General features: G+C 74.0%; 22 protein-coding genes and 1 tRNA gene. 9 read left to right on the forward strand and 14 right to left on the reverse strand.

Going from position 1 to position 22,045, the window contains the following annotated elements; all coding sequences use genetic code 11:
• Positions 1 to 102 precede the first annotated feature (102 nt).
• Positions 103 to 552 carry a redox-sensitive transcriptional activator SoxR gene (gene soxR, locus AC07A6_RS19010; protein ID WP_362468604.1) on the forward strand — a complete coding sequence of 150 codons (450 nt, stop codon included), beginning with the start codon at positions 103 to 105 and terminating at the stop codon, positions 550 to 552.
• On the opposite strand, the gene AC07A6_RS19015 is transcribed toward soxR, so the two are convergent.
• From AC07A6_RS19015 to AC07A6_RS19030, 4 genes are all read right to left on the reverse strand, one after another.
• On the reverse strand, positions 527 to 1,339 hold the full coding sequence (locus AC07A6_RS19015) for a 3-keto-5-aminohexanoate cleavage protein (RefSeq protein WP_478777795.1): 813 nt from the start codon (positions 1,337 to 1,339) through the stop codon (positions 527 to 529). The two genes, soxR and AC07A6_RS19015, sit on opposite strands and share 26 nt — an antisense overlap.
• Positions 1,336 to 1,932, reverse strand: a complete 597-nt coding sequence (locus AC07A6_RS19020; protein ID WP_362468600.1) for a hypothetical protein — start codon at positions 1,930 to 1,932, stop codon at positions 1,336 to 1,338. The genes AC07A6_RS19015 and AC07A6_RS19020 overlap by 4 nt, the downstream gene beginning before the upstream one ends.
• Before the next feature lie 150 nt (positions 1,933 to 2,082).
• Positions 2,083 to 3,372, reverse strand: a complete 1,290-nt coding sequence (locus AC07A6_RS19025) for a serine-threonine protein kinase (RefSeq protein WP_362468598.1) — start codon at positions 3,370 to 3,372, stop codon at positions 2,083 to 2,085.
• Positions 3,373 to 3,512: 140 nt separating this feature from the next.
• Positions 3,513 to 4,760 carry an exo-beta-N-acetylmuramidase NamZ family protein gene (locus AC07A6_RS19030; RefSeq protein WP_478777796.1) on the reverse strand — a complete coding sequence of 416 codons (1,248 nt, stop codon included), beginning with the start codon at positions 4,758 to 4,760 and terminating at the stop codon, positions 3,513 to 3,515.
• Between the two features lie 122 nt (positions 4,761 to 4,882).
• Between AC07A6_RS19030 and AC07A6_RS19035 the strand changes: the two genes are divergently transcribed.
• Genes AC07A6_RS19035 through AC07A6_RS19045 form a run of 3 tightly spaced genes read left to right on the forward strand, consistent with a single transcriptional unit; the run spans position 4,883 to position 8,079 of the window.
• Positions 4,883 to 5,662 (forward strand): SDR family NAD(P)-dependent oxidoreductase, encoded by a 780-nt coding sequence (locus AC07A6_RS19035; RefSeq protein WP_362468594.1) that lies wholly within the window; start codon positions 4,883 to 4,885, stop codon positions 5,660 to 5,662.
• Complete coding sequence (locus AC07A6_RS19040) at positions 5,659 to 7,431, forward strand: AMP-binding protein (RefSeq protein WP_478777797.1); 1,773 nt, start codon at positions 5,659 to 5,661, stop codon at positions 7,429 to 7,431. Before AC07A6_RS19035 ends, AC07A6_RS19040 begins: the two co-directional genes overlap by 4 nt.
• A gap of 36 nt (positions 7,432 to 7,467) precedes the next feature.
• Positions 7,468 to 8,079: a TetR/AcrR family transcriptional regulator gene (locus AC07A6_RS19045; RefSeq protein ID WP_007263226.1), complete on the forward strand. Its 612-nt coding sequence runs from the start codon at positions 7,468 to 7,470 to the stop codon at positions 8,077 to 8,079.
• Here AC07A6_RS19045 and AC07A6_RS19050 read toward each other — a convergent pair.
• Entirely contained in the window at positions 8,076 to 9,191 is a 1,116-nt protein-coding gene (locus tag AC07A6_RS19050) for an alkene reductase (protein ID WP_478777798.1), read from the reverse strand. The genes AC07A6_RS19045 and AC07A6_RS19050 overlap by 4 nt on opposite strands.
• Before the next feature lie 61 nt (positions 9,192 to 9,252).
• Here AC07A6_RS19050 and AC07A6_RS19055 point away from each other — a divergent pair, with 61 nt between their 5' ends.
• Positions 9,253 to 9,660 carry a MerR family transcriptional regulator gene (locus tag AC07A6_RS19055; RefSeq protein WP_478777799.1) on the forward strand — a complete coding sequence of 136 codons (408 nt, stop codon included), beginning with the start codon at positions 9,253 to 9,255 and terminating at the stop codon, positions 9,658 to 9,660.
• A gap of 168 nt (positions 9,661 to 9,828) precedes the next feature.
• Here AC07A6_RS19055 and AC07A6_RS19060 read toward each other — a convergent pair whose 3' ends face one another.
• The 7 genes from AC07A6_RS19060 to AC07A6_RS19090 all read right to left on the reverse strand — a co-directional run bounded on the left by AC07A6_RS19060 (position 9,829) and on the right by AC07A6_RS19090 (position 14,966).
• Positions 9,829 to 11,046: an acyl-CoA dehydrogenase family protein gene (locus AC07A6_RS19060; RefSeq protein WP_478777800.1), complete on the reverse strand. Its 1,218-nt coding sequence runs from the start codon at positions 11,044 to 11,046 to the stop codon at positions 9,829 to 9,831.
• A gap of 13 nt (positions 11,047 to 11,059) precedes the next feature.
• Entirely contained in the window at positions 11,060 to 12,097 is a 1,038-nt protein-coding gene (locus AC07A6_RS19065; protein WP_362456227.1) for a phosphotransferase family protein, read from the reverse strand.
• 118 nt (positions 12,098 to 12,215) lie between these two features.
• Positions 12,216 to 13,127, reverse strand: coding sequence for an MBL fold metallo-hydrolase (locus AC07A6_RS19070; RefSeq protein WP_478777801.1), 912 nt, complete (start codon positions 13,125 to 13,127; stop codon positions 12,216 to 12,218).
• A gap of 108 nt (positions 13,128 to 13,235) precedes the next feature.
• Complete coding sequence (locus tag AC07A6_RS19075) at positions 13,236 to 13,532, reverse strand: hypothetical protein (protein WP_362456233.1); 297 nt, start codon at positions 13,530 to 13,532, stop codon at positions 13,236 to 13,238.
• A 140-nt stretch (positions 13,533 to 13,672) separates the two neighbouring features.
• The gene (locus tag AC07A6_RS19080) at positions 13,673 to 13,993 is read right to left on the reverse strand and encodes a DUF202 domain-containing protein (protein ID WP_362456236.1); all 321 of its coding nucleotides are present in this window, start codon (positions 13,991 to 13,993) and stop codon (positions 13,673 to 13,675) included.
• Positions 13,990 to 14,388 (reverse strand): YidH family protein, encoded by a 399-nt coding sequence (locus AC07A6_RS19085; protein WP_007263218.1) that lies wholly within the window; start codon positions 14,386 to 14,388, stop codon positions 13,990 to 13,992. The genes AC07A6_RS19080 and AC07A6_RS19085 overlap by 4 nt, the downstream gene beginning before the upstream one ends.
• A gap of 20 nt (positions 14,389 to 14,408) precedes the next feature.
• The gene (locus AC07A6_RS19090; RefSeq protein ID WP_478777802.1) at positions 14,409 to 14,966 is read right to left on the reverse strand and encodes an NUDIX hydrolase; all 558 of its coding nucleotides are present in this window, start codon (positions 14,964 to 14,966) and stop codon (positions 14,409 to 14,411) included.
• An 87-nt stretch (positions 14,967 to 15,053) separates the two neighbouring features.
• Here AC07A6_RS19090 and AC07A6_RS19095 point away from each other — a divergent pair, with 87 nt between their 5' ends.
• Positions 15,054 to 16,709, forward strand: a complete 1,656-nt coding sequence (locus AC07A6_RS19095) for an FAD-binding dehydrogenase (RefSeq protein ID WP_478777803.1) — start codon at positions 15,054 to 15,056, stop codon at positions 16,707 to 16,709.
• Here AC07A6_RS19095 and AC07A6_RS19100 read toward each other — a convergent pair.
• Positions 16,706 to 17,131, reverse strand: a complete 426-nt coding sequence (locus AC07A6_RS19100; protein ID WP_362456245.1) for an ASCH domain-containing protein — start codon at positions 17,129 to 17,131, stop codon at positions 16,706 to 16,708. The genes AC07A6_RS19095 and AC07A6_RS19100 overlap by 4 nt on opposite strands.
• Positions 17,132 to 17,428: 297 nt before the next feature.
• On the opposite strand from AC07A6_RS19100, the gene AC07A6_RS19105 reads away from it, so the two are divergent.
• From AC07A6_RS19105 to AC07A6_RS19115, 3 genes are all read left to right on the forward strand, one after another.
• Positions 17,429 to 18,379, forward strand: coding sequence for a hypothetical protein (locus tag AC07A6_RS19105; protein ID WP_478777804.1), 951 nt, complete (start codon positions 17,429 to 17,431; stop codon positions 18,377 to 18,379).
• Positions 18,380 to 18,405: 26 nt separating this feature from the next.
• The gene (locus tag AC07A6_RS19110; RefSeq protein ID WP_478777805.1) at positions 18,406 to 19,956 is read left to right on the forward strand and encodes an APC family permease; all 1,551 of its coding nucleotides are present in this window, start codon (positions 18,406 to 18,408) and stop codon (positions 19,954 to 19,956) included.
• A 222-nt stretch (positions 19,957 to 20,178) separates the two neighbouring features.
• Positions 20,179 to 21,624 carry an amino acid permease gene (locus AC07A6_RS19115; protein WP_362456253.1) on the forward strand — a complete coding sequence of 482 codons (1,446 nt, stop codon included), beginning with the start codon at positions 20,179 to 20,181 and terminating at the stop codon, positions 21,622 to 21,624.
• Positions 21,625 to 21,767: 143 nt separating this feature from the next.
• Here the strand turns inward: AC07A6_RS19115 and AC07A6_RS19120 are convergent.
• Positions 21,768 to 21,852: transfer RNA gene (locus AC07A6_RS19120), tRNA-Leu, on the reverse strand.
• Between the last annotated feature and the right edge of the window lie 193 nt (positions 21,853 to 22,045).

Consider the following 22,045-nt stretch of genomic DNA (forward strand, 5'->3'; position numbering starts at 1 on the left):
GCTGTCCACTGCCGTTTCCGGCCCCTCAGTCGAATAAGCGCTTGCTCAGCATGCTGGGGTCCTGGTACGTCTGTCAACGGACGTCCGACTAGGCTCGGCCGTGTGCCGCAGATTCCCGAGAAAGTCCACGAACTCACCGTCGGTCAGCTGTCCGCGCGCAGCGGAGCGGCCGTCTCCGCCCTGCACTTCTACGAGGCCAAGGGGCTGATCAGCAGCCGCCGCACCTCCGGCAACCAGCGCCGCTACAGCCGCGAAGCGCTGCGCCGGGTCGCCTTCGTGCGGGCCGCCCAGCGCGTGGGCATACCGCTCGCCAGCATCCGCGAGGCGCTGGCCCAGCTGCCGGAGGAGCGCACCCCCACGCGCGAGGACTGGGCGCGGCTGTCCGAGAACTGGCGCTCCGTACTGGACCAGCGGATCCAGCAACTCAGCAGCCTGCGCGACCACTTGGACGAATGCATCGGCTGCGGCTGCCTCTCGCTGAAGAGCTGCGCACTGTCCAACCCGGACGACGTCTTCGGCGAGCGCATCACCGGCTCCCGGCTGTCCCACTAGCCGTCCCGGTGGCGGCCCCGCGCCGCAAGTCGAGGGCGGCCGCCACCAGTTCGGCGTTCGACCGCGCCGCCCTCCCGTCCGGGAGCCGCAGCACCTGGGCCACGCCGATCCGCGAGCCCGCCCCGCACCGCGCGGCCAGCCGCAGCACCGGCCAGGCGGCGGCCTCCCGCCCGTACAGCACCACCGGCACCGGCGGCAGCCACCGCAGCCCCGCCACCAGCGCCGGATCGGCCTCCGCCAGCTCCGCCACCAGCCGGACCCGGGACGGTTCCGGCGCGGCCCACTCCAGGAACCGCGCCAGCGGCTCCGGCCCGGTCCCGCCGCCCAGCGGGACCACCGCGTCCACCGCCACCCCGCGCTCCAGCAGGGCCGCCGCCAGCTCCCGGGCCCCGGGCTCCGCGAACGGCACCGCCGCCCGGTCCGGCAGCACCGTCCAGGACCGCACCCGCTCCAGCCGCCCCGCCGGATCCGGCTCGGCGGCGACCCCCGCCGGCACCGTCAGAGGTACGCGCACCCCCGCGCCGCGCATCTCCTCCAGCAGGGGCCCCACCACCCGGGGCGAAAGGCTCTCCCGCCCGCACGGGGTCCGCGGGTGCACCAGCACCTCGCCCGCCCCGGCGGCCACCGCCTCCAGAGCCGACCGGGCCAGATCCCCCGGGGACAGCGGCACCGCCGCCCCGTCGGCCGCGTCCCGAGAGCCGTTCAGCGCGACCTGGAGCACCGCGCCCCGGAGCACCGCGCCCCGGGTCACCGCGCCCGCCCGGCCGCCACCGCCCGTACCGCTCACGCCGCGCCCGCCGCCTGGTGTCCCACCGCCGCCTCCGCCAGCGCCGGCCGGGGCACCACGATCCCGCAGCCCCCGCACACCGGCCCGTCCCACGACCACGCACCGGCCCACGCCGACGGCCCCGATGGTGCGGCCGGCCAGCGCAGCTCCTCCTCGCCGCAGACCGGGCACGCGGTCCCCGGCTCCGACTCCAGGGCCGCGATCAGCCGCCGCAGCACCTCGCCCAGCGTCCCCTCCGGCCGCACATCCGGGTCGGCGCACCGCACCACGGCGTCCCCGCTGCCGCCCCAGGCCCACTCCGGCCGCCGTACCCCGTCGTGCTTCTCACGTCTGCGCCGCTCCGCGAACTGCCGCTCGTACTCCAGCCAGACCGCCCGCGCCTCCTCCAGCTCCTCCAGCGCCGCGACCAGCCGCAGCGGGTCCGCGCCCCGGTCCTCGGGGGCGATCCCGTGCCGGTCGCACAGGTGCCACCACGTCGCCCGGTGCCCGTAGGGCGCGAAGCGCTCCAGGCAGCGGCGCAGCGAATGGCGCCGCAGGGCCCGGTCGTTGCGCGCGTCGCGCACCTGATAGGCGAGACTCCGAAAACCTGCCACCGTACCTTCACCTCCGCCGTGCCATGCCCACACCACCGACCGCCTCACTCCGTCGAACGAAGCGACCCCCCGCGACGTGCCCAACATGCCCGGCAGGATGTGGGCGCATGCGGGGGCGGTCGAGGCGTGCGGGTGGCACATGGCCGGAACTCAGCGCCCCATGCGCCCCGCCCCGACCACGATCCGGGCCAGTTCCTCGTGGCAGATGTCGCTGTGCGCCCCCGACGGAGCACCGCCGCGGCGCACCACGGAGCCCGCGTCCACGCTGACGCAACCGGCCTCCGGCAGCCCGCCCCGCAGGGCCGCCTCCAGGCTCAGCCGCGGCGCGCCGGGCACCGCCTGCACCCCGTCGTGCCCGACCGCGCCCCACCGCTCGTCGAAGCCGAGCAGACCGGCCGAATCCCCCGCCATCCGGGAGGCCAGCGGGTAGAACACGCGCAGCGCGGAGTCGTGGGCGGAATGGCAGGCCACCACCGGTCCGTCCACCCGGCGCTGGAGCCCGCCCAGGGCCCCGCCGCGCCGCCGGTCGTGGGGGAGCCGCTCGCTGAACGCGTAGTGGGAGAAGGCCCCCTGGAGCAGCGTCAGCGACTTCACGTGCCGCGCCCCGTCCGGCACGGCCCGCAGGGAGAAGGACACCACCCGGGCCCCGAAGCTGTGGCCGACCAGGTGGACGCGCAGGGCCGGCCGACGGCCCGCGAGGTCGGTGAGGACCGGCCCGAGCCCGTGCTCGCCGACCACTCCGGCCCGCTTCTTCATCTCGTAGTACGTGGCCTGGCGCAGCAGCTCCTTGGCCCCGCCCCACAGGGCGCGCGCTCCGTCGCCGAGCGCGACCGCCGGAGCGCCCCCCGCCTCGGCCAGGGCCTCCGCCAGGGCCCGGCACACCTCCACGGCGTCCCGTGCGAAGACGGCCGGTACCTCCGGGGAGACGGCCGCGCCCGCCGGGTCGGCGTCCACGAGCCGGCGTACCAGTGCCCCGAACCCGTCCAGCGCGGCGAGCGGTTCGGGCTGCTCCGCGAGCAGCGCGGCGACCTGGTCGAGCTCCGCCTCCCGCCCCGGCCAGAACACCCCGAGGGCCGCGCGCGTGGCGTCGTCGAGAGCCGTCCCGGCCCCCGCGTCCGGCAGGGCGCCGTGCGGGTCGAAGTCCGGGATCGGTTCGTCCGGGAAGCGGATCGAAGGCCACACCACCCCCACGTACCCCAGCCGCACCCCCGCCCCCACCAGCCCCGGGAAGGGGGCGAAGAAGCGGTCGAAGAGCCGGGCCGAGGTGGACCGGTCGCTGTTCCAGCCGTGCGCGAAGACCAGCAGGTCCGTCGCCTCGATCCGGGCCACCGCCGCCCGCGTCGCGGGATCCACGTCGCCCTGGGCGTCGAAGGTCAGCTCCTGGTACGGCCCCACCCCGATCCCGGCTCCGAACGCCGCCGCACCACCGCTGTCCGCCATGGCCTCCCCCTTCCCGCGCGCCGCCTCCGGTGCTCGCAGCATCCCGCCGCCGGGCCGCGTCGGCCAGACCCGTGACGGCACCGGTCCGCGGGGAGGTCCGGCACGGGTCCGGGGGGAGGGCGGCAAGGCCCCGGTCCGGGTCAGGGATAGAGGAGATACCCCGCCCGGACCGCGGAGAACCCGTCCAGCCCGGCGGCCCAGGCGCCCGCGATCTCGTCCACCCCCGCGCCCGCGTCCACCATCGTCCGCACCCGGTCCGAGCCGGTCAGCCGGTCGATCCAGTGGTCCGCACGCCACCCGAACCCGCTCCACACCCGCCGCGCCGTCACCAGCAGCCCGATCCCCGCCCGGACCGGATCGAAGGCCTCCCGGTCGTGCACGACCAGCCGGACCCCGCCGCAGACCTTGCCGGCGTGCTTCGAGAAGGCGGGGGTGAACCAGGTCTCCCGGAACCACACCCCGGGCAGCCCCAGCCCGTTCGCCGCCTCCGCCCACCGCCGGTCGACCCCCTCGGCGCCGAGCACCTCGAAGGGCGTGGTCGTGCCCCGGCCCTCGGACAGGGTGGTCCCCTCGAAGAGGCAGGTCCCCGCGTACGCGAGCGCCGTGTCCGGGGTCGGCATGTTCGGGCTCGGCGGCAGCCACGGCAGGCCGGTCTCCCCGAAGAAGGACCCGCGCCGCCACCCCGACATCGCCACCACCCCCAGCCGGGGGCCGGCGCCCTTCAGGAACTCCCCGTTGAACAGCAGGGCCAGTTCGCCCGCCGTCATCCCGTGCGCCAGCGCGATCGGCTCCCGGCCCACGAAGCTCGCGTACGCCCGCTCCAGTACCGGCCCGGCCGCCCGCCGCCCGCCGACCGGGTTGGGCCGGTCCAGCACCACCACCGCCTTGCGGGCGAGCGCGGCCGCGCGCATGCAGTCGTACAGGGTCCAGATGTAGGTGTAGAAGCGCGCCCCGACGTCCTGGATGTCGAAGACGACCGTGTCGACGCCCGCCGCCGTGAACACGTCCGCGAGCCGCTGCCCGCTCCTGCCGTACGTGTCGTACACCGGCAGCCCCGTCGCCGGATCGCGGCCGGCCGCCTCGGAGCCGCCGGCCTGCGCCGTCCCGCGGAAGCCGTGCTCCGGCCCGAACACCGCGACCAGGTCCACCCGTTCGTCGGCGTGCAGTACGTCGACCAGGTGGCGGGCGTCGGCGGTGATCCCGGTGGGGTTGGTGACCACCCCGATCCGCTGCCCGGCGAGTTCGGCGTACCCGTCGGCGGCGAGCCGCTCGAAGCCGGTGCGCACCCGTCCGTCGGCGGCCGCCGGGCCCGCCGCCGGGCCCCCCAGGGCCCCCGCGGCCCCCACGGCCCCCGCCATCCCCAGCACCCCGCGTCGCGACAGCGTCATCCCGCCACGCTAGGGCCCGCACCCCTTCCGCCGTCACATACCGACTGGTTAGTCTGCCGGGATCCGGCCGCTCCGGCCGGCGGTCTTCAGTCGGCAGTTGGCAGTGACGAAAGGTGACCCACGTGAGCGCGAGCGCGTACCAGGACCAGCGAGTCGTCGTCACCGGCGCGGGCGGCGGCATCGGCGCGGCCCTCGCCCACCGCTTCGCCGCCGAGGGGGCCACCGTCGTCGTCAACGACCTCGACGCCGCCAAGGCCGCCTCCGTGGCCGGGGCCATCGCCGCGACCGGAGCCCGGGCGATCGCCGTCCCCGGCGACGCCTCCGCGGTCGTCGGGGAGGCCCGCGAGGCCCTCGGCGGCACGGTCGACGTGTACTGCGCCAACGCCGGACTCGCCTCGGGCGGCGACGCCTTCGCCGACGAGGCCGTCTGGGAGGCCGCCTGGGACACCAACGTCATGGCGCACGTACGGGCCGCGCGGGCCCTGCTGCCCGGCTGGCTGGAGCGCGGCAGCGGCCGCTTCGTGTCCACGGTCTCCGCCGCCGGGCTGCTGACCATGATCGGAGCGGCCCCGTACAGTGTCACCAAGCACGGTGCCCTCGCCTTCGCGGAATGGCTGTCGCTGACCTACCGCCACCGGGGCGTCCAGGTCCACGCCATCTGCCCGCAGGGGGTGCGCACCGACATGCTGACCGCCTCCGGTTCGGCGGGGGAGCTGGTCCTGGCGCCGACCGCGATCGAGCCGGAAACGGTCGCCGAAGCACTGTTCGACGGCATGGAGAAGGGCCGGTTCTTGATCCTCCCGCACCCCGAGGTGGCGGACTTCCACGCCGCCCGCGCGAGCGACCCCGAGCGGTGGCTGCGTGGAATGAACCGCCTCCAGCGCAAGTGGGAGGGCTCGTGACGGCCCCCTCCGGGTCGCCGTACGCCGCCCGGCCGTGGCTGGGCCGGCTCAGCCCCGCCCAGCTGGATCCGGTGACGCCGCCGGCGAGCGTGGCGGACGCCTTCCGGGCCGCCGCGGCCCGGGCGCCGGGGCGCACGGCCCTCGCGTATTTCGACGGCCGGATCTCCTACGCCGAGGCCGACGCGCTGTCCGACTCCCTCGCCGGGTACCTCGCGGGGCGGGGGGTCGGGCGGGGCGACCGGGTGGCGGTCATGCTGCAGAACACCCCGCACTTCGTGCTCGCGGTGCTGGGCGCGTGGAAGGCCGGGGCGGTGGTCGTCCCGGTGAACCCGATGTACAAGGCGGGGGAGGCCGGGCACGTCCTGCGGGATTCCGGGGCGGTGGCGCTGGTGTGCGGGGCGGGGGCGTGGGAGGAGTACCTGCGCGAGGCGGTGTCCGACTCCGCCGTCCGCACGGTCCTGACGGCCCGGCCCACCGACTTCCAGACCCGCAACGACCCCCGGGCCTTCCCGGCCGCCGGGTCCCGCTGCGCGGAGCCGTCCCCTACCCGCCCTTCCACCGTTCCCGCCTCAGTCGCCGGCGCGGCTCCACAAGCCGGGGGGCTCCGCCCCCGCACCCCCGCGCCTCGAACGCCGGCGGGGCCGGATGCCGCTGATCTGGTCGGCGTGGCCCGGCAGGGGCACCCCGCTCCGGCGGATCCCCGGCTCGCCGCCGCCGACACCGCCCTCATCAGCTACACCTCCGGCACCTCCGGCACCCCCAAGGGCGCCATGAACCCGCACGGGGCGATCACCTACAACGCCACCCGGCAGGTCACCGGCCACCCCGTCCCCGAGGGCGCCGGGTACTTCGCGCTCGCCCCGCTCTTCCACATCACCGGCCTGGTCTGCGAGCTCGCCGCCTGCTTCGTCAACGCCGGCACCCTCGTCCTCACGCACCGCTTCCACCCCGGGGTCGTCCTCGACGCCTTCCTCGAACACCGCCCCGCCTACGCCATCGGCCCGGCCACCGCCTTCACGGCCCTCGCCGCGCACCCCGACGCCACCCGGGACCACTTCGCCTCCTTCCAGGTGCTCTCCTCCGGCGGCGCACCCCTCCCGCCCGCCCTCGTCGAACGCCTCCGCGCCTCCTACGGGTTCTACCTGCGCAACGGCTACGGCCTCACCGAGTGCACCGCCCCCTGCGCCTCGGTCCCCGCCCACCTCGAAGCGCCCGTCGACCCCGCCACCGGCACCCTCTCCGTCGGTGTCCCCGGCGCGCAGACCCTCGTACGGATCCTCGACGAGCACGGCGCCGAGCTCCCGCTCGGGGAGACCGGCGAGATAGCCGTGCGCGGGCCGCAGGTCGTCCCCGGCTACTGGGGGCTGCCCGACGCCACCGCCGCCGCCTTCCCGGACGGCGAACTGCGCACCGGGGACATCGGGTTCATGGACCCCGACGGCTGGCTCTACGTCGTCGACCGCAAGAAGGACATGATCAACACCTCCGGGTTCAAGGTCTGGCCCCGGGAGGTGGAGGACGTGCTCTACAGCCACCCCGCCGTACGCGAGGCGGCCGTGGTCGGCGTGCCCGACCCCTACCGGGGGGAGACGGTGAAGGCGTACGTGAGCCTGCGGCCGGGGGCCTCGGCCGAGCCGGCGGAACTCGCCGCGTACTGCGCCGACCGCCTGGCCGCGTACAAGTACCCGCGCCAGGTCGAGATCCTGCCTGTCCTTCCGCAGACCACCAGTGGCAAGATCCTGCGACGAGAATTGCGCGACCGCGGCTGAAAACAGTCGGAGGATCAGGAGAGGAAGGCGAGCGCCATGGCCGCCAGGACCACCGAGGGCCCCGAGGACGGAAACCGGGAGACCCCGGTGCCGCAGCGGCTGCTGGCCGTCGCCACCCGGCTCTTCGCCGAACGCGGCTACGACCGCACCTCCGTCCAGGAGATCGTCGAGGCGGCCGGGGTGACCAAGGGCGCCCTCTACCACTACTTCGGCTCCAAGGACGACCTGCTGCACGAGGTGTACGCGCGGATGCTGCGCCTCCAGCAGCAGCGGCTCGACGCCGTGGCCGACTCCGACGCCCCCGTCGAGGAGCGGCTCCGCGCGGCCGCGGCCGACGTCGTGGTCACCACCATCGAGAACCTCGACGACGCGATGATCTTCTTCCGGTCGATGCACCAGCTCAGCCCCGAGAAGTACAAGCAGGTACGGGCCGAGCGCCGGCGCTACCACGAGCGGTTCCGGGCCCTGGTCGAGGAAGGCATGCGCGGCGGGGTCTTCGCCACGGCCACGCCCGCCGACCTGGTGGTCGACTACTACTTCGGCTCCGTGCACCACCTGTCCACCTGGTACCGCACGGACGGCCCGCTCACCCCGCACCAGGTCGCCGACCACCTCGCCGACCTACTGCTGCGCTCCCTGCGCCCCTAGGCGAGGGCGGGGGCCAGCGCCGGGTAGTCGTTGTAGCCCTCGGCCCCCTGTACGTGCATCAGGAACTCCGGGCGGAGCGCGTTGAGCGGCGCGCCCGTGCGCAGCCGTTCCACCAGGTCGGGGTTGGCCAGGAAGCCCCGCCCCAGCGCGACCAGGTCGGCGCCCGCGGCCAGCAGCCGCTCGCCCGCCGGCCGGCCCGCGTCGGCGGCGAGTTCCTCGTGGGAGAGCCGGGGGTTGGCGATCAGGGTGCCGGGCCAGGCCCTGCGGATCTCGGCGAAGAGGGGCTGGTCCGGGTCGGCGTGGACCTGGTGCAGGTAGGCCGGCCCCACCTCCGCGAGGGCCGCGACCAGCGCCGGGTAGAGCAGCTCGGTGTCGTCCTCCCGTACGCCGTTGACGTTCGTCCCGGGGGAGATCCGTACGCCGACCCGCTCCGGCCCGACGGCCTCGGCGACGGCCCGGACCACCTCGACGGGGAACCGGATCCGGTTCGCGACGGACCCGCCCCACGCGTCGGTGCGCAGGTTGGTGTTCCCGGCGAGGAACTGGTGGAGCAGGTGGCCGTTGGCCGAGTGCACCTCGACCCCGTCGAAGCCCGCCTCGACGGCGCCCAGTGCGGCGCTCGCGAAGTCGGCGATGGTGGAGCGGACGTCCTCCTCGCTCATCACCCGGGGTGTGACGCCCTCCCGGAGCCCGCCCGGGGTCTGCAGCGGCTCCGGGAAGCGCACGGCGGACGGGGCGAGCGGTACGTGCCCGCTGGTGGCGGGGTGCCCGACCCGGCCGCCGTGCTGGAGCTGGAGGAACATCCGCCCGCCGGCGGCGTGCACGGCGTCGGTGACCCGGCGCCACCCGGCGATCTGGGCCGGGGTGTGGATGCCGGGGATGTGCGGGTAGGTCTGCCCGACGGCGTTCGGGGTGGTGCCCTCGGCGATGATCAGGCCGGCCGAGGCGCGCTGCGCGTAGTGGATGGCCATGAGCTCTCCGGGCACCCCGTCGGCCCCGGCGCGATTGCGGGTCAGCGGGGCCATCACCAGGCGGCTGGACAGCTCCAGGCCGCCGAGGCGGGCGGGTTCGAAGAGGCGGGATGCGGCGGGGGTCTGTCGTGTCTGCGTCATGCCGGTACCGTAGAACCTGACACCGGTGTCAAGTTCAAGGGCGGGAGCCCGGGAGGTGGCCGTGCGGATCGGTGAACTGGCGGCGCGCACCGGGGTCGGTGAGCGTTCGCTGCGCTACTACGAGGAGCAGGGCCTGCTGGCGTCCGACCGGACGCCCGGCGGCCACCGGGACTTCCCCGAGCGGGCCGTCGACCGGGTCATCCGGATCCAGGAGCTCTACGCGGCCGGCCTGAACAGCTCCAGGATCAGGCAGATCCTGCCCTGCATGCGCGACGAGGACGGCGGCCCCTCGGTGCGCGCCACCCCGGCCCTGGTGGCCGAACTGTCCGGCGAACGGGACCGCATCGACCGGATGATCGGCGACCTCCTGCGCTCCCGCGAGGTCCTGGACGAGGTCATCGCGGCGGCGTCCGGCCTCCCCACGGCGTCCGGCCCCTCCACGGCCTCCCGCAGCTCCGCCGGCGCGTGATCCGTCGTGACGTCCGATCCGGTTCCGGGACCACGGGAGGCCGACGGACGGCCGTCGACGGTTTCACACGCGGTGTCCGACTCCGCGCGTCCCCACCGGTCGCGCTGAACCCGCACCGGGTGCCGCCCGCCGCGCGCCGCAGGGCATGCCCCGCGGCGCGCGGCCGGGTCAGACCCGGTACGGCCGCAGCTCGCGGTGCGCCAGCGAACGCTGGTGCACCTCGTCCGGCCCGTCCGCCAGGCGCAGGGTCCGCGCCGCCGCCCACAGTTCGGCGAGCGGGAAGTCCTGGCTGACCCCGCCCGCGCCGTGCAACTGCACCGCCTGGTCCAGGATCCCCACGACCGCGCGCGGGGTCGCGATCTTGATGGCCTGGATCTCGGTGTGCGCGCCCCGGTTGCCGACCGTGTCCATCAGCCAGGCCGTCTTCAGCACCAGCAGCCGCAGCTGCTCGATGGTGACCCGGGCGTCCGCGATCCAGTTCTGCACGACGCCCTGCGCGGCCAGCTCCTTCCCGAAGGCCGTACGCGCCACCGCGCGCCGGCACATCAGCTCCACGGCCCGCTCCGCCATCCCGATCAGCCGCATGCAGTGGTGGATCCGGCCCGGACCGAGCCGGGCCTGGGCGATGGCGAAGCCGGCGCCCTCCCCGCCGATCAGGTTCCCCGCCGGGACCCGGGCCCCGTCGAAGACCACCTCGGCGTGGCCGCCGTGGTCGTGGTCCGCGTACCCGTACACCGTCATCGCCCGGCGCACCTCCACGCCCGGGGTGTCGCGCGGGACCAGCATCATCGACTGCCGGCGGCGCGGATCGGCGCCGTCCGGGTCGGTCTTGCCCATCACGATGAAGACCTTGCAGTCCGGGTTCATCGCTCCCGAGATGTACCACTTGCGCCCCGTGACCACGTACGAGTCGCCGTCGCGCTCGATGCGCGTCTCGATGTTCGACGCGTCCGAGGAGGCCACCTCGGGCTCGGTCATCGCGAAGGCGGAGCGGATCTCCCCGGCCAGCAGCGGCTCCAGCCACTGCTTCTTCTGCGCCTCGTCGCCGAACTGCGCGAGCAGCTCCATGTTCCCGGTGTCCGGGGCCGCGCAGTTGGTGGCCATCGGCGCCAGGTGCGGGCTGCGGCCGGTGATCTCGGCGAGCGGGGCGTACTGGAGGTTGGTCAGCCCGGCACCGTACTCGGCATCGGGAAGGAAGAGGTTCCACAGCCCCTGGCGGCGCGCCTCGGCCTTCAGTTCACCGAAGACGGCCGGGGTGTCCCAGGGCGAGGCCAGCCGTGCGCGCTGCTCGGCGGCGACGGCTTCCGCCGGGTAGACGTACTCCTCCATGAACGCGAGCAGCCGCCCGCGGAGTTCCTCGGTCCGGGTGTCGAATGCGAAGTCCATGCCGTGCGGCTCCTCAGCCTTCCTGGAGGGTGGTCAGTCCGTGCTCGATGAAGACCGGGACGAGTTCGCCGATCCGGTCGAAGCCCGCGCCGACCGTCTGCCCGAGCACGTACCGGTAGTGGATGCCTTCGAGGATCACGGCGAGCTTGAACCAGGCGAAGGCCGTGTACCAGGCGATCGACGCGGTGTCCCGCCCCGAGCGGGCGGCGTACCGCTCGACGAGCTCGGCGGGCGCCGGGTGGCCGGGCGCCCCGCTCGTCGTGCTGACCGGGGAATCGGCCAGGCCCAGGTCGGAGCTGTACATCACCAGCAGGCCGAGGTCCGTCAGCGGATCGCCCAGCGTGGACATCTCCCAGTCCAGCACCGCCCGGACCGTGTCGTCCGGCCCGCCGATCAGGACGTTGTCCAGCCGGAAGTCCCCGTGCACCACGGTCGGCGCGGGGGAGTGCGGCAGGGCCCGTCCCAGCGCCCCGTGCAGCTCGTCGATCCCAGCGAGCTCCCGGCCCCGGGAGGCCGCGAGCTGCTTCCCCCAGCGGCGCAGCTGCCGGTCCAGGAAGCCCTCGGGCCGGCCGAAATCACCCAGGCCCACCGCGTCCGCGTCCACCGCGTGCAGGTCGACCAGGGTGTCCACCAGGCCCAGCACCGCCCGCCGGGTGCGCTCGGGGCCGAGCTCAGCGAGCTGCCCGGCGGTCCGGTACGGGGTCCCGTCCACGTGCTCCATGACGTAGAACGGCGCCCCCAGCACCTCCTCGTCCTCGCACAGCAGCAGCGGCTCGGGCACCGGCACGGCCGTCCCGTGCAGGGCCGAGATCACCCGGTGCTCGCGGCGCATGTCGTGCGCGGTGGCCAGGACGTGCCCCAGCGGCGGGCGCCGCACCACCCAGCGGGAGGTGCCGTCGGTGACCGCGTACGTCAGGTTCGACCGGCCCCCCTCGATCAGCCGGCCGCTCAGCGGCCCCGCCGTGAGCCCGGGCCGCGCGGCGTCCAGATGGCCGCGCAGCCTCCGCAGATCGAGGCCTCGGGGATCGGCTGGGGTCTCGGCTGGGGTCATGGCGCGCGCCTCCGTACGAGTCGACGACGGGATTCTCGGTCCGGGGCCATCATGCCGACCAGTCGGTATGCCGTCCAGGGGGTGGCCGGAAGAATCCCTCCGGCCGGCCTCGCTCAGCTCACGCGTGGCACAGGATCGGCGTCCCGCCGTTCATCACCGTCATGTCCCGCAGCACCGCCATGATGTCCAGCGGCGCCCCCTCCGGCTCCCCGGCCAGCTCGGCGTACGCCCGGTGCAGGTTGGCCACCAGCCGCTCGCTCTCCCGCCAGGCCGCGAACTCCCCGAGGTCCGCCCCCTGCGCCGCCTGCAGCGGGGTCAGCCCCTTCTCCCGGCCCTCCCCGGCCAGCTGGGCCACGTACCGCAGGTAGCGCTCGGTCGCGTCGTACGCGGAGGCGTCGGTCAGCGGCCCGTGCCCCGGTACGACCGTCTCCGCGCCCAGCGAGCGCAGCAGCTCCAGCGCGCGCAGCGAACCGGCGAGGGAGCCCATCGCCAGGAACGGGGTGCCGCCGGCGAAGACCAGGTCGCCGGTGAACACCACCCGCTGGCGGGGCAGCCACACGACCGAGTCCCCGGTGGTGTGCGCCACGCCCGGGTGGATCACCCGCACCTCGGTGTCCCCGACGTGCAGCGTCAGCCGGTCGGAGTACGTGAGGTCGGGGGCGGTGATCTCTATCGCCCCGAAGTCGGTCGCGGGCCAGATCAGCTCCAGCTGGTGCCCGGCGGCGAGCTGCTCGGCGCGCGCGTTGTCGTGGCCGACGATCACGGCCTCGGGGGCGAACGTGGCGTTGCCGTAGGTGTGGTCGCCGTGGTGGTGGGTGTTGACCACGGTCCGGGGCAGCGGCACCCCGGACGCCGCGACGGCCTCGCGCAGGGCCAGTGCGCGCCGCTCGGTGGCGGCGGTGTCGACGAGCAGGGTGCGCCCGCCGTCGCTGATCCAGCCGGCGTTGTTCAGGCACCAGCCCCCGTCGGGCTGGACGTAGGCGTGCACCCCGGCCGCGGGCTGGACGACGTACGGCTCTTCGACGGTCATGGACGCTCTCCCCGGATCGCTGTGACAGGCGGTCAGCATCCTGTCAGCCGGGGGCCGGGCCGGGGAGAGCGGGGGCGGGCCGGGACGGCCGGGGGTGGCCGCGGACCGTCAGTGGTCGTCGTAGTGGCCGTCGTGCCCGGCGTGCCGGTGTCCGTCGTGCAGGTAGTCGAGGTGGTCGCCGTGCGGGACCGCGTCGTGCCCGCAGCCCTCGCCGTGCCGGTGGTCGTGCCCCTCGTGCGGGGCGTGCTCGGAGGTCTCGCACTCGTCCCAGTGCCCCGAGTGCTGCCGGTGCAGGTGGCCGTCGTGCGCGTAGTCCAGGTGGTCGCCGTGCTCGACCGCCGTGTGCCCGCAGCCGGGGCCGTGCTCGTGGGCGTGCGTGGGGTGTTCCTGGTGCAGGGTCGTCATGCGGCCGAGGCTAGTGCGGAACCTCCGGGTTCGCCCGTTCCGTCCCCGTGGCGCGGCCCTAATGGGACCGTAGGGCCATCGCATTGTCCGGACGGCCCGGCCACCTGGCCGCCTGGCCACCCGGCCGCCGGCCACCCGCCTCAGACGATGACCGCCATCGCGAACACCGCCAGGCCCACCGAGCACAGCACCGCCCCCAGAGCCACCCGGGGCGACAGCCCCGCCGGCCGTGCCCCGGCCAGCTCCCGGACCCGTACGTGCGCCACCCACAGGAACGCGACCCAGATCAGCGCGATCACCGCCACCCCGGCCAGCTCCACCCGCGAACCGGTCCCGTGCAGGGCCTGCCGCAGCGCCAGCACCGCCGTGACCGAGCAGGCCAGCGTCGTACGCCGCCACGCCAGCCGCGTCCGCTCGGGCTGCAACCCCGCGTCGCGGGCCGCCGTACCGGGGCGGGTCACCGTCCGGCCGTCCAGCCCAGCAGCACGACCACCACCATCGCCGCCGCCACCAGTCCCACGCCCAGGCTCAGCACCACCGGGAACCGGGACACCGGCAGGTCCTCGCCCCGCCGCATGGCCCGCTCGCACCGCACCCAGTGGTTCACGGCCCGCAGCGCGCACGCCGCCCCCACCGCCAGCAGCGCGAAGGCCATCCCGACCCGCACCCCCCACCGCAGGTCCGGCAGGAACTGGTCCACCGCGAACCCGCCGCCGACCAGCGCCAGCGCGGTGCGTATCCAGGCGAGGAAGGTCCGCTCGTTGGCGAGGGAGAAGCGGTAGTCCGGCGTCTCGCCCTCGTCCCGCACCCGCTCCGGTGCGAACCAGAGGCGCACGTCCTTGACGAAGTCGATCACATGGCCAATTTACGTCCCCGTCACGAACCCGGCGCGGCCTGGGTCCCGCCCCGGGGAAGGGCCCCGCCCTCCCGGAAGGCGCGCAGCCGCCGGTACGCCTCCAGCCCGTCCGGCACCCACGCCCAGTCCCCGTCCGCGACCCGCCGGTCCAGCTCCTCCTGCGGCAGCCAGGTGTGCCAGTCCACCTCCGAGGCCTGCGGGGCCACCGGCAGGGTGCACCGCACCTCGTGCACGTACGACCACCAGCCGCCGCCCGGACCCTCGTAGAGGAACTTGAACAGCGGCTCCGGCCCCGGCAGCCCGCTCACCCCGAGCTCCTCCCCGGCCTCCCGCAGCGCGGCGTCCGCGTACGCCTCCCCGGCGCCCAGCACTCCGCCCACGAACATGTCGTAGTACGAGGGGAAGACCAGCTTCGACGCGGTCCGGCGGTGCACGAAGACCCGCCCCCGCGCGTCCCTGGCCAGGACGAACACGCACCGGTGGAGCAGCCCCCGGCGGTACACCTCGCCCCGGGGCGCCCGCCCGACGACCCGGTCGTCCCGGTCCACCACGTCCAGTACCTCGTCAGCGGGATCCATGAAGCCATCCAACCACCGCTGTTGACTGGTTACCGCTCCGTAGCCAAGGATCTGCCCCACCACCGACCGACCGGAGGACCGGCAGGCATGACGTACGACGCTGACGTGATCGTGATCGGAGCGGGCCTCGCGGGCCTCGTGGCCACCGCCGAGCTCGTCGACGCGGGCCGCAGGGTGATCCTCCTCGACCAGGAGCCGGAGCAGTCCATCGGCGGCCAGGCGCACTGGTCCTTCGGCGGGCTGTTCTTCGTGGACTCGCCCGAACAGCGCCGCATGCGGATCAAGGACAGCCGCGAGCTCGCCCTCCAGGACTGGCTCGGCACCGCCGGGTTCGACCGGGAGGAGGACGCCTGGCCGCGCCGCTGGGCCGAGGCGTACGTGGACTTCGCGGCCGGTGAGAAGCGGTCCTGGCTGCACTCCCGCGGGGTGCGCTTCTTCCCGGTGGTCGGCTGGGCCGAACGGGGCGGCTACGACGCCAACGGCCACGGCAACTCCGTGCCCCGCTTCCACATCACCTGGGGCACCGGCCCCGGCCTGCTGGAGCCCTTCGTGCGGAAGGTCCGCACCGGGGCGGCCCGCGGACTGGTCCGGTTCGCCTTCCGCCACCGCGTGACCGGGCTGTCGGCCACCGCCGGCGCCCTGGACACCGTCACCGGCGAGGTACTGGCCCCCTCGGACGCCGTACGCGGCACCGCGAGCAGCCGCGAGGCGGTCGGCGCGTTCAGCCTGCGGGCCCAGGCGGTGATCGTGACCAGCGGCGGGATCGGCGGCAACCACGACCTCGTGCGCGCCCAGTGGCCGCAGCGGCTCGGCACCCCGCCCGCGCGGATGCTCTCCGGGGTCCCCGCGCACGTCGACGGCCTGATGCTGGGCATCGCCGAGGCCGCCGGGGCCAGCCACATCAACAAGGACCGGATGTGGCACTACACCGAGGGCATCGAGAACTGGAACCCCATCTGGGCCCGGCACGGCATCCGCATCCTGCCCGGCCCCTCCTCGCTCTGGCTCGACGCCACCGGCAAGCGGCTGCCCGTACCGCTCTTCCCCGGCTTCGACACCCTCGGCACCCTCGACCACATCATGCGGACCGGTCACGACCACACCTGGTTCGTGCTCAACCAGCGCATCATCGGCAAGGAGTTCGGCCTCTCCGGCTCCGAGCAGAACCCCGACCTGACGGGGAAGTCCGTCCGAGAGGTGATCAACCGGGCCCGGCAGGCCGTCCCCGGACCGGTCAAGGCCTTCATGGACCACGGCGCGGACTTCATCGTGGAGCGGGACCTCTCGGCGATGGTCCGCCGGATGAACGAGCTCACCAAGGAGGACCTCCTCGACGAGGCCGCCGTCCGCCGCGAGATCACCGCCCGGGACCGGGAGATCGCCAACCCCTTCACCAAGGACCTCCAGGTGACGGCCATCCACGGGGCGCGCAGGTACCTCGGCGACAAGCTGATCCGCACCGCCGCCCCGCACCGCATCCTGGACCCCGCCGCCGGCCCGCTGATCGCCGTCCGGCTCTCGATCCTGACCCGCAAGTCCCTGGGGGGCCTGGAGACCGACCTGTCCTCCCGCGTCCTGACCCCCTCCGGCGACCCCCTGCCCGGCGTCTACGCGGCCGGCGAGGCCGCCGGCTTCGGCGGCGGGGGCGTCCACGGCTACCGCGCGCTGGAAGGCACCTTCCTCGGCGGCTGCGTCTTCTCGGGCCGCGCCGCGGGCCGCGCGGCGGCCCGCGCGGTCGGTTAGACGGCGTCCCGGAGGATCCGGAAGCGCTCCGCGACCACCAGGGTGTCGTCGTCCACGGTGAAGGCCGGATCGCCCAGCTCCGCGCGCAGCGGCTCGCTGTGCCAGAACCCCTCGTGCGCGGAGCGCCATTCGGCCACCGAGGCGTAACCCTCGCCCTCGTCCAGCGCATGGCGCAGACCGACCTCGGCCAGCCGCAGCACCCGGACGTCCGTCACCTCCACGACGGCCAGCGGCCGCTCGTCGGAGTCCACCAGCGCCATGCGTTCGCCCGGCCGGGGCAGCGGCTCGCCCACGGTCTCGTACCACCCCATCAGGCCCGTTGTCGTGGTCTTCGCCCCGCTCAGTACGGCGGCCACCAGGGTGTCGCGCAGTTCCCCCGGGAAGCCCAGCTCGAAGGGGCGCAGATCGTCGTAGATCGTCATGCGCCCACCCTACGAACCGTCCTCCCAGGTCACACCTGGATTTCGAACCGTCACTTGCGTCCCAACTCGCCCCTTCTGCTCACCAGTTGAAACGCGCCACCCAGTGGACCGGACCTTGACGCGGAGCTGTGCGTACCGGTTTGCTGTGCGTGATCATCCGGACTGACCACCGGCACGATCAAGCCGCGCCGCCGGCACCCCACGCGTACCACCCGAACCAACCGCCCCACCCGTGCCCCCGTGCGTACCCCCGCGTACGCAGTCCACCCGCGCCCGCGTCCTGGAGGGAACCCGCGGATGTCCCCGCCTCCGCCGCCCCTCGGCCGCGCCCGCAAGCGGGACGCCCAGCTCTTCGACCCCGCCCTGTGCGACACCGAGCTCGTCGGCGTCCGGAGCCAGTTCACCCAGGGCCGCTGGGCCAAGGCCCGCGCCCTCCTCGTCGCCACCGGCGACGACTGGGACCGCCGCGGCCACCGCCTCGTCGTCCTCGCCGAGACCCCGGCCGCCACCGCCTGGGCCAACGAATGGCTGCTCGCCGAACCCGACAGCGCCGACGCCGCCACCCTCCTCGCCTGCGCCACCGTCTCCACCGCCCTGCGCGGCAAGGGCAGCCCCGAGGCCGCCGACGCGGCCTGCCGCCGCGCCGCCGCACTGCTCCCCGCCGACCCCACCCCCTGGCTCGGCCTCCTCATGCTCGCCCGCGCCTTCGGCACCGAGGAGGAGTTCAGCCGCCACTTCGACCAGGTCCGGGCCCGTCACCGCGAGCACCACCACGCCCACCACCTCATGGTCGCCAAGCTCGCCGAACGCGCCCCCGCCTCCGGCCACGACCCGCTCCACGAGGTCTACGACTTCGCCGCCTGGGCCGCCGAGGAGTCCCCGGCCGACTCGCCGCTCGCCGTCCTGCCCGTGATCGCCCACGCCGAGCGCTTCCGCGTCCTCGGCGCCGCCCGCGGCAGCGCCACCGCCGCTGCCGCCGCCGAGCACTGGACCGGACGCCGCGCCCGCCAGGTGCTGCGCTCCGCCTTCGACTGGTGGCTGGAGTGGGAGCGCGAGGACCACCCCCGCAACCGGGTCGACCTCAACTTCCTCGCCCACGCCAAGCTCTGCGAAGGCCGCCCCGCCGAAGCGGCCGCCCTCTTCCACCGCATCGGCAGCCATGCCACCCGCGCCCCCTGGTCCTACCCGGACCGCGATCCGCACAAGGCCTTCCTCGCCGCGCGCAGTGCCGCGCTCGGCACCGCTTGACCAGTCACCCCCGAAAGGACCCTGCCATGCCGACGGGCAGATCCACCACGCTCCCAGCCGACTCCGCAGCCGAGATACGCACCTACAAGGGCCAGGACCGCGCCCTGCGCGCCGACCGCCTCGGAACCGCCGGACTGCTGCTCTCCGTCCTCGCCGCCAGCGCGCCCCTGATGGTCGTCGCAGGTGTCATGCCCACGATCTTCGGGGTCATGGGCATCGTCGGCCAGCCGCTGCTCTTCGTCATCCTCGGCGTCGTCCTCGCCCTGTTCGGCATCGGCTACGCCGAAATGAGCCGGCACGTCCACAACGCCGGCGCCTTCTACGCCTACATCGCCCGCGGCCTCGGGCCCACCGCCGGCGCCTCCGCCTCCCTCGTCGCCCTCGTCGCGTACAGCGCCATGCAGGTCGGCGTCTACGGCATCCTCGGCTTCGAGATCTCCGGCCTCTTCGCCACCTACCTCGACACCCAGATCGCCTGGTGGATCCCGGCCCTGATCGCGGTCGCCGCCACCGGCGCGCTCGGCTGGCTCAAGATCGACCTGAACGCCAAAGTGCTCGGCGTCCTGCTCCTCATCGAGTGCGCCCTCGTCGTCGTCTTCGACGTCGCCGCCCTCGGCAAGCCCGGCCCCCAGGGCCTCTCCCTGGACGCCTTCGACCCGGCCACCCTCGGAGGCGCCGGCCTCGGCACCGCGCTGTGCTTCTGCATCGCCGCCTTCGTCGGCTTCGAGCAGTCCCCGGTCTACGCCGAGGAGACCAGCAAGCCGCACATCGTCGTCTCCCGCGTGATGTTCCTCGCCATCGGCTTCGTCGCCCTCTTCTTCGCCCTCAGCGCCTGGGCCCTCTCGGTGGCCACCGGCCCCGCCGGCATCGTCAAGGCCTCCGCCGAGGCCGGTCCCGGCCTGCTCTTCGAGCTCACCCAGAGCCGCCTCGGCGCCGCCTTCACCGACGTCCTGCACGTGCTCTTCGTGACCGGCATGTTCGCGGCCATGCTCAGCTTCCACAACGTGGTCGCCCGCTACGCCTTCGCGATGGGCCGCGAGGGCCTGCTCCCGGCCCGCTTCGGCCGCACCAACCCGGGCACCGGCGCCCCCGCCACCGGCTCCCTCCTGCAGACCGTCGTCGCCGCCGTCGTCGTCCTCGTCTTCGCCGTCACCGACTCCGCGCCGACGGGCGACCCCACCGCCCCCGTCCTGCACCTGTTCACCTGGATGGGCAGCGTCGGCGCCCTCGGCGTGACCGCCCTGATGGCCGCGGCCTCCTTCGCCGTCATCGCCTTCTTCGTCCGCCGCGGCACCGCCGGCGCCCAGATCTGGCGCCTGGCCGCAGCCGGCCTGGCCGGCCTCGCCCTGGTCGGCATCGTCATCTACACCGTCAAGGACTTCGCCGTCCTGGTCGGTGCCGAGCAGGGCTCCGCGCTGAGCTGGGCCCTGCCCGCGATCATCGCCGTCGCCGCCCTGGGCGGACTGGTCCACGGGCTGGTCCTGAAGTCCCGCCGCCCCGAGGCCCACGCCCGGATCGGCCTGGGCAACGAGGCCTTCCGCCTCGACCAGGCCGCCGACGCCGCACCGGGCGCCTGACCGCCCGCAGTCCTCGTATTCGTACCCCTGGGAAGCCCCCGGAGACCGTTTCCATGGTCGCCGGGGGCTTCCGCGTTCGGTGGCCGATTTTGGCGGGTTGCGCAGACGCGTGGTCTCCTATGGCGACAAAATCACCGGTACCGCGATACGGGGGACACCACCTAGCTCCCCCGCACGCGGCCGCCGGACCTGCCTGACCGAACCACGAAGGCGAAGTCCCACATGAGTGATCGCACCTTGGCCGAGGCCCCCGCCGAGCCGTCCCGCCGTCCCGTCGACGCCGGTGACGAGGGCTACAGCAAGGACCTCAAGTCCCGCCACATCAACATGATCGCCATCGGCGGGGCGATAGGCACCGGCCTCTTCCTCGGCGCCGGAGGCCGCCTCGCCGGCGCCGGCCCCTCCCTGGCCATCGCCTACGCGGTGTGCGGCGTCTTCGCCTTCTTCGTGGTCCGGGCCCTCGGCGAGCTCGTCCTCTACCGCCCGTCCTCCGGCGCGTTCGTCTCGTACGCGCGCGAGTTCATGGGGGAGAAGGGCGCCTACACGGCCGGCTGGCTGTACTTCCTCAACTGGTCCACGACCACCGTGGCCGACATCACCGCCGCCGCGACCTACGCGCACTTCTGGTCGATGTTCACCGACGTCCCCCAGTGGGTCCTCGCCTTCATCGCCCTGGCCGTCGTCCTCACCGCGAACCTGATCTCGGTGAAGTACTTCGGCGAGATGGAGTTCTGGTTCTCCCTGGTCAAGGTCGCCGCCCTGGTGGTCTTCCTGATCGTCGGCATCTACCTCGTCGCCACCAGCCACGACATCGGCGGCAACACCCCGGGCCTGGCCAACATCACCGACCACGGCGGCATCTTCCCCTCCGGCGTCCTGCCGATGCTCCTGGTGGTCCAGGGCGTGGTCTTCGCCTACGCCTCCGTCGAGCTCTGCGGCGTCGCCGCCGGCGAGACCGAGAACCCCGAGAAGATCATGCCGAAGGCGATCAACTCCATCATGTGGCGCGTGGGCCTCTTCTACGTCGGCTCCGTGGTCCTGCTGGCCCTGCTGCTCCCGTACACCGCGTACTCGGCCGACCAGAGCCCCTTCGTCACCGTCTTCGACAAGCTCGGCGTCCCCGGCGCCGCCGGCATCATGAACCTGGTCGTCCTGACCGCGGCCCTGTCCAGCCTGAACTCCGGCCTCTACTCCACCGGCCGGATCCTGCGCTCGATGGCCATGTCGGGCTCCGCCCCCAAGTTCACCGGCGTCATGAACAAGGGCAAGGTCCCCTACGGCGGCGTGCTCTTCACCGCCGCCTTCGGCGTCGCGGGCGTCGGCCTGAACTACTGGATGCCGGGCGAGGCCTTCGAGATCGTCCTCAACCTGGCCTCCATCGGCATCCTCGGCACCTGGGCCATGGTCATGCTCTGTTCGCTGTTCTTCTGGCAGCGCTCGAAGAACGGCCTGGTCGAGCGCCCGTCCTACCGCCTGCCCTGGGCCCCGTACACGCAGATCGTGACCCTGGTCTTCCTGGTCGCCGTCCTGGTCCTGATGTGGAGCGACGGCGGCGTCGGCCGCACCACGGTCATGTTCCTCCCGGCGATCGCCGCCGCCCTCGTCGGCGGCTGGTTCCTGGTCCGCCGCCGCGTCACCGAGCTCGCGTCCGCCAACGCCGCCGACTGACCCGGTCCGCCCGTACGAGAGGGCCCCCGGGCCGGGATCCGAGATCCCGGCCCGGGGGCCCTCTCCGTGTTCCCTGTTCCCGCGCTTGCGGAACGCCCCGGGGAACGAAGAAGGACCCCGCCGCAGCGGGGTCCTTCTGTTTGTGTCCGAGGGGGGACTTGAACCCCCACGCCCGATAAAGGGCACTAGCACCTCAAGCTAGCGCGTCTGCCATTCCGCCACCCGGACAGGGTGTGCGCCTCACGTTCCTTGCGGCCCGTTGCGACGTGGAAAACATTACCAAACATTCCGGGGTCGCCGGTCCACGCCCTGCTCCGCTTCCGGAGCGCCCCGGGGAACGAAGAAGGACCCCGCCGCAGCGGGGTCCTTCTGTTTGTGTCCGAGGGGGGACTTGAACCCCCACGCCCGATAAAGGGCACTA

This window comes from Streptomyces sp. NPDC044002, from assembly GCF_056434525.1.